The sequence below is a fragment of the Antrihabitans stalactiti genome (assembly GCF_012932915.1).
Taxonomy (GTDB): domain Bacteria; phylum Actinomycetota; class Actinomycetes; order Mycobacteriales; family Mycobacteriaceae; genus Antrihabitans; species Antrihabitans stalactiti.
The window spans coordinates 61545-67690 of record NZ_VCQU01000018.1 but is presented as its reverse complement, the minus strand read 5'-3'; the positions used below and the strand labels follow the sequence as shown (position 1 = coordinate 67690).

The following is a 6146-nucleotide window of genomic DNA, read 5'->3' as shown; positions in this document are numbered from 1 at the left end:
AGTTACGGCGGCCATAGCGGTGGGGAAACGCCCGGTCCCATTCCGAACCCGGAAGCTAAGCCCACCAGCGCCGATGGTACTGCACCCGCCAGGGTGTGGGAGAGTAGGACACCGCCGAACATATTTTGAATAACGAAGGCCCCCAACATTGTTGGGGGCCTTCGTCATTTCTCGTCAATCAGTCTTTCGGGCTTGCAACCCGGGTCGACTCTGCGCGTCCACGCAATGTGACCTCATCGCCCAACTCCCAATGCGCCGCTTCCTCCGAATCAGCAGCAGCGACAGCTCGTTCCGACGCGGCGAGCCGGCTGGGGACGGTCTTGGCGAGTTCACACAGGCGAGCTGCCTCATTGATCGGATCGCCGATCACGGTGTACTCGAATCGATCTCGTGCGCCGATGTTTCCGGCAACGGCAACGCCGAAGGCGACTCCGATCGCGGCCTCGCAGTCGGGTACTTCCGTTGCGAGCCGTCGACGGATCGCGCGCCCGGCGCCGAGTGCTTGTCCGGCAGGATCGTCGGAATTCGTCGGAGCGCCGAAGATCGCCAGTGCCGCATCGCCTTCGAACTTGTTGACGAAGCCGTCGTGGCTGTCCACCTCGGCCACGACGACGTCGAAGAAGCGATTGAGCAGTTCGACGACTTCGTGCGGCGGTCGGGACGCAGCGATTCCAGTGGAGCCGATCAAGTCGATGAAGAACACCGCGACGGTTCGCTCTTCGCCGCCGAGTTCCGGGTTGCGGCGCAACGCTGCTTCTGCGACCTCCTGGCCGACATGTCGGCCGAAGAGGTCCCGAATCTTGTCGCGCTCACGCAGCCCGTCAGCCATGCGGTTGAAGCCATGCTGCAGCTCGCCCAATTCGGTTCCGTCGTAGACGATTACGCGACTGTCGAGATCACCGCGCTCCACCTGAGCCATTGCTCTTGTGACAGAGCGGATCGGATCGATGGTCGCGCGTGCATCGAGACCGTTCAGTACCACTCCGGTGACAAGCGCGATGGCGCTGAGTGCCAGCACGGCAACAGCAAGTTGGTTCGCGGTGGTGCCGGGCTGAACGAATGCAAAAAAGGCGAGCAAGATCAGCCATGTGATCGGCAGACCCGACCCGACCAACCACGCCATGAACGACCGTCCGGCGAGATTCATCTTCCGCGAGCGCCGACGGTCGTCGAAGTCGAGGGCCTCCGCCGTAATCGGCCGCAAAGCGAACTCGCTGAACATGTGGGTGATCGCGCACACCGCGATTCCACCCAAGCCGATCGTGAACGCGGACTTCGGCATCAAGTGCTTGTCGACCACGCCGGCTGCCGTCGTATAGAAGACCGTCGCACCGAACCAGAAGATCGCCTGCCCCATGGTGAGGCGCCACGGAACCTTGAGTGCGGCTGCTCGTTCGACTTGATTCGGCTCTCGCCCCTCGGTCCGCCAGCGCAATGTGCGGATCGAGACGTTGGTCAGCCACGTTGCGCCGAGGACGAATGCGAACACGACATAGATCGGGAGGACGACGAAGTTGACGAAAGCCATCTCCGCGGTGAGCACGCTCGGTCCCGGAATGACGAAAGTGATGAGCAGAACGACGACCGCGACGCCGATTGCATTGACTGTCGCAAGCAATACGGTGAGGAGTGCCTGAATGCGTATTCGCTGTCGACGTGGCGAATCGCTGGGGGAGCCCAGGATCGCGGACCCGAGCGGAGCTTCGGAGTCGTAGAACGGCAAGCGAACGCGCATGGTGGTTCGAGAGTAGCTGGAGGGGCTTCGTTAGGGTGGGCGTTGTGCGTCTAGTGATTGCCCAATGCCAGGTCGACTACGTGGGCAGATTGACTGCCCATCTCGCTCCTGCGCGCCGTCTACTTCTGATCAAGGCGGACGGATCGGTGCTCGTCCATTCGGACGGCGGATCGTACAAGCCATTGAACTGGATGAGCCCGCCGTGCTGGATCACCGAGGCGACCGCCGATGACGGACGCGTGCTGTGGATTGTGGCGAACAAGGCCGGCGAGGAACTTCGCATCACGATCGACGACATCGAGCACGACTCGTCGCACGAACTGGGTGTCGATCCAGGACTGGTCAAAGATGGCGTCGAAGCGCATTTGCAGGAACTGCTCGCCGAGCACGTCCACACCCTCGGCGACGGCTTTACGCTTGTGCGCCGCGAATTTCCTACCGCGATCGGTCCGGTCGATCTCCTCTGCAGAAGTGCGGAGGGCGTCAGCGTGGCGGTCGAGATCAAGCGTCGAGGCGATATCGACGGTGTCGAGCAGTTGACGCGTTATCTCGAGCTGCTCAATCGGGATCCGCTGCTGGCGCCGGTAACCGGAGTCTTCGCTGCGCAGCAGATCAAGCCACAGGCTCGCACACTTGCTGTCGACCGTGGAATCCGTTGCCTCACGCTCGATTACGACAAGCTTCGTGGGACCGACAGCTCCGAGTTCAGGTTGTTCTAGGGCTGCGTAGACCTTCCAGCATCGCGAAGATGACCGTCTCGACCTCGTCGGAGGCGGTCGCGGCATCGTCGGCAGCCGCGATGAACAAACTCGCGTCGCAGAACAGGCTGAACAGCATTTCCGACGTCGCATCCACCGGGAGAGGCCGGATCTCGCCGGTCTTCACGAACTGCTCGAGCAACGCTCGGACAAGCGGTAGCGCAACTTCTTCGTCGATCGCGCGCACGCGATCCCAGCCGAGCACGCCGATGACCTGCCGAAGCAACGACCGTGCGTCGTCGTCGTGGGCGAAACCGTGCAGGAAAGCTCGTGTTGCCGCGACGAATTGATCCCAAGGTTCGCCGTCCGTCGCCATCGCCGCGACGACGTCTTGCATGATCGCGGTTTCGGCAGCACGAAATAGCTCGGCAAAGATTTCCTGCTTGTCGCTGAAGTGGTGGTAGACCGCTCCTTTGCTGGCCTGGGCCAACCGGCCGATGTCTTCGACCGAGGTCGCATCGAAGCCCTTCTCGACGAACAGCGACTTCGCGGCGTCGAGGACGGCTGCGCGCGTCAGTGCGGCATACATTTCCCGACGGCCAGGCTTGACGTCGCTCACAGCCCACGAGCATACTCGGATACCAGACGACGTTGGCAGACTCAGAGTATGTGAAATGGTCGAAAGGGGAGAAGCGATGAAGGAAATCGAGCTTTCAGCAGGTCGGATTCGGTTCCGCGACACGGGGGACGGTCCGCCGATCGTGTTCGTCCACGGCTTGGTGGTGAACGGAACGCTGTGGCAGAAGGTGATCGATGAACTCGGTAGCGGCTTCCGCTGCATCGCCCCGAACTGGCCGCTCGGTTCGCACTCAATTCCGATGTCGGCTGACGCGGACGTCAGCCCGCTGGGTGTTGCTCGCCTGATCCGCGAGTTTCTCGAAGCGCTGGACCTGCGCGACGTCACTTTGGTTGCGAACGACACCGGGGGAGCCGTCGCCCAGCTACTACTAGCCGACGGATGCGACCGGGTCGGTCGTGTGGTGCTGACGCCGTGCGACTCCTTCGACAACTTCCTACCGAAGTCCATCCGTGGGTTGCAATACATCGCGCGGGTACCGGGATTGACCTGGCTCGCCGTGCAGCCTGCACGGATTCGCGCGATACGTCCGACGGCGTATCGCTCGGTGGCGAAGCACGACATCGACGACGACGTGCTGGAAGGTTGGGTCCGTCCGTTCCTCACCGACAAGGGGATTCGCTCGGACCTGACTCGATTCCTTCGCGCGATCGACTATCGGGACACAGTTGCTGCTGCGGAGCGCCTGCGGTCGTTCGACAAGCCGGTCCTGCTGCTGTGGGCGAGAAATGCGCCATTCTTCCCGTTTGCCCATGCGGAACGGTGGGCTGAGATCTTGCCCGACGCCCGGATCGTCGAGGTTCCCGACAGTCACACGTTCGTCTCCCTCGACCAGCCGGAATTCACAGCCCGTGAAATCGCAACCTTTGTTCGGGCGCATCAGAATGCCTGATGTCCCGCGCTTGACCGTGAGTCGACGGGGTCGCGTTGTCACGGTCCTGTTCAACAATCCGCCACGGCATTTCTTCGACGTGCAGATGAGCATCGAGCTCGACGATCTCACTCGACGGCTGGAGCGCGATCGGTCGGTAGGAGCGGTGATATTCACCGGTCAGGGTTCGACCTATCTCACCCACTTCAATGTCCATGACCTACTGGACGGAGCGCGTCGAGCTCCGTTCGCTGTTCCGTATCCGTTGGCTCGGTTAGTCGCCGCAAGCGGACGCATTGCGGGCCGCAGTCGAGCGGTCGATCGAATACTGCGTCGCACACCGATGGGCGATGTGCTGCTGATGGCGCGTATCTATGCGTCGATGCAGCGGTTGAATCGGATGGACAAGGTCGTAATCACGGCGATCAACGGCCTCGGGCTCGGTATGGGGTGCGTCTTCGCGTTGGGGTGTGACATTCGGCTGATGGCCGACGACACCCAGATCGGTCTGCCGGAGTCTGGCCTTGCGGTCCTGGCAGGAGCGGGCGGCACGCAGCGATTGGTCCGTATGGTCGGCGGCGGCCGCGCGTTGGAGCTGCTGCTCGAGGGGCGTTCGATCTCGGCTGATCAAGCGTTGGAGCTGGGGTTGGTGCATCACGTCGTCGCACCACAGGAGTTGGACTCCTGCGCCAACGCGGTGGCGGAGCGGATGGCTCGGCGGTCGCCGGTGATCACCCGTGAGATCAAGCGAATGGTGTACGACGCGGGCGCCCGGCCGTTCGGGGCAGCCCTTCGGATGGAGATGGCCAGCGCGATTGCGACGTTCTCGACCGCCGATGCCGAGCACAGTATGGACGCCTACGTCGGACTTCTCGGAGTGCACGACGAACTGACAGACGACGCGATAACCGGCAGTTTCGGGGCGCTTCTCTAGACTGGGAAGGTGCCGAGGCGCCAACCCAAACGAAACCGGACTCAGCCGGTGTTGTTGCGTAGTGCCACAGGCCGCGTCGAGTCCGGACCGCAGGGTGGCGAAGATTTCATCGTCCGCCAGATTCCTGGCGCTCGCGCTACCAAGACCTACCGGTGCCCATCGTGCGACCACGAGATTCGTCCTGGCGTCGCGCATGTGGTTGCCTGGCCTGCCGATTCGATCGGCGGCGCCGAGGACCGTAGGCACTGGCACACCGGGTGCTGGGCCGGCAGGCAGACCCGTGGACTCACGCGACGCTGGTCCTAACTACCGACGGGCGCGCTTTCCTTCTCCAATGCCACCGTGGTGTCGTCGGCCGGCGGGTCCACCGGGGTGGTTGCCGCTGTAGGCGTGCTGTCGAGCAGTTCGCTCTCGCGGTTCACGGACGCGAGCATCGCGGGAATCGAGTCGAGCTGGCCACGAACTCCCAGCAACTGAGCGAGCACCCGACCGCGCAGAACGCGGAGTTCCTCGGCAAGTTCCTTGGCATGGGCGATCTTGCGTTCGGCCTGCTGGGTCGCCGATTGCAGCCTTCGCTGCGACTCCTCCGTCGCGTCCTTGAGGCGCTGCGCCGCTTCGGCCTTGCTGGACGCCTCGAGTTGCTCGACCGCGCGTGTGACTTTCGTCCTACGCTCGCGCATCGTGATCTCGAAATCTTCTTGGACGGACTTGCGCTTCGCCTCCGCCTCGGCACCGAGCCGACTCGCCTCGGCTTGCGCAGATTCGATGATCTTGGCCGCCTCGGTGCGCGCACTCGCCATGGTCTGTTCGAACTCGATCTCGAGTGCCGTGCGCCGTTCTTCGAGCTCGGCGAGCATCGATTCGTGCTTGGCCTGAAGCGCAGCAGCGTCCTGTTGGGCGATCGATCGCACTTCCGCGGCGTCGGACTCGGCGACAGCCCGCAGCTCGGACGCTTCGTCCGATGCCAGCCGCAACATGCGTGAGATCCGGTCGCTCATTCCCTCGGCCGTCGTCGGCGGAACCGACAGACGATCGATGTCGCGCCGGAGATCTTCGATCTCGTCGCGGGCATGCTCGAGTTGGCTCGCGAGGTTGCGCGCCTGTGCGGCGGCGGCATCGCGATCGGTTGCCGTCACCCGAAGCTCGGCGTCGAATCTCTCGAAGTAGTTGCGGACCTCGTCGCGGTCAAAACCCCTGCGCACGAGGGTAAATGGAAGCGTAGCGGGATGCCTGTCGTGCTCGTTGGCCATCTGATAAACCTACCTCAAAAT

General features: G+C 63.0%; 7 protein-coding genes and 1 rRNA gene. 5 read left to right on the top strand and 3 right to left on the bottom strand.

The annotated features are described in order from the left end of the window. Nucleotides 1-3 precede the first annotated feature (3 nt). A 5S ribosomal RNA gene (gene rrf / locus FGL95_RS31300) occupies nucleotides 4-120 on the top strand. Between the two features lie 58 nt (nucleotides 121-178). Here rrf and FGL95_RS31295 read toward each other — a convergent pair. Next, nucleotides 179-1735, bottom strand: coding sequence for an adenylate/guanylate cyclase domain-containing protein (locus tag FGL95_RS31295; protein ID WP_169594777.1), 1557 nt, complete (start codon nucleotides 1733-1735; stop codon nucleotides 179-181). A 44-nt stretch (nucleotides 1736-1779) separates the two neighbouring features. Between FGL95_RS31295 and nucS the strand changes: the two genes are divergently transcribed. Continuing rightward, on the top strand, nucleotides 1780-2454 hold the full coding sequence (gene nucS / locus FGL95_RS31290) for an endonuclease NucS (protein ID WP_169594775.1): 675 nt from the start codon (nucleotides 1780-1782) through the stop codon (nucleotides 2452-2454). On the opposite strand, the gene FGL95_RS31285 is transcribed toward nucS, so the two are convergent. Continuing rightward, nucleotides 2441-3052 (bottom strand): TetR family transcriptional regulator, encoded by a 612-nt coding sequence (locus FGL95_RS31285; RefSeq protein WP_169594773.1) that lies wholly within the window; start codon nucleotides 3050-3052, stop codon nucleotides 2441-2443. The genes nucS and FGL95_RS31285 overlap by 14 nt on opposite strands. 76 nt (nucleotides 3053-3128) lie before the next feature. Here FGL95_RS31285 and FGL95_RS31280 point away from each other — a divergent pair, with 76 nt between their 5' ends. The 3 genes from FGL95_RS31280 to FGL95_RS31270 are packed head-to-tail and all read left to right on the top strand — an operon-like array spanning nucleotide 3129 to nucleotide 5181. After that, nucleotides 3129-3962, top strand: a complete 834-nt coding sequence (locus tag FGL95_RS31280; RefSeq protein ID WP_169594772.1) for an alpha/beta fold hydrolase — start codon at nucleotides 3129-3131, stop codon at nucleotides 3960-3962. Further along, nucleotides 3955-4875 (top strand): enoyl-CoA hydratase/isomerase family protein, encoded by a 921-nt coding sequence (locus FGL95_RS31275; protein ID WP_169594770.1) that lies wholly within the window; start codon nucleotides 3955-3957, stop codon nucleotides 4873-4875. Before FGL95_RS31280 ends, FGL95_RS31275 begins: the two co-directional genes overlap by 8 nt. Nucleotides 4876-4884: 9 nt before the next feature. Then, the gene (locus tag FGL95_RS31270) at nucleotides 4885-5181 is read left to right on the top strand and encodes an ATP/GTP-binding protein (RefSeq protein WP_338080105.1); all 297 of its coding nucleotides are present in this window, start codon (nucleotides 4885-4887) and stop codon (nucleotides 5179-5181) included. Here FGL95_RS31270 and FGL95_RS31265 read toward each other — a convergent pair. Next, complete coding sequence (locus tag FGL95_RS31265; protein ID WP_206072496.1) at nucleotides 5178-6125, bottom strand: coiled-coil domain-containing protein; 948 nt, start codon at nucleotides 6123-6125, stop codon at nucleotides 5178-5180. The two genes, FGL95_RS31270 and FGL95_RS31265, sit on opposite strands and share 4 nt — an antisense overlap. Nucleotides 6126-6146: the final 21 nt, after the last annotated feature.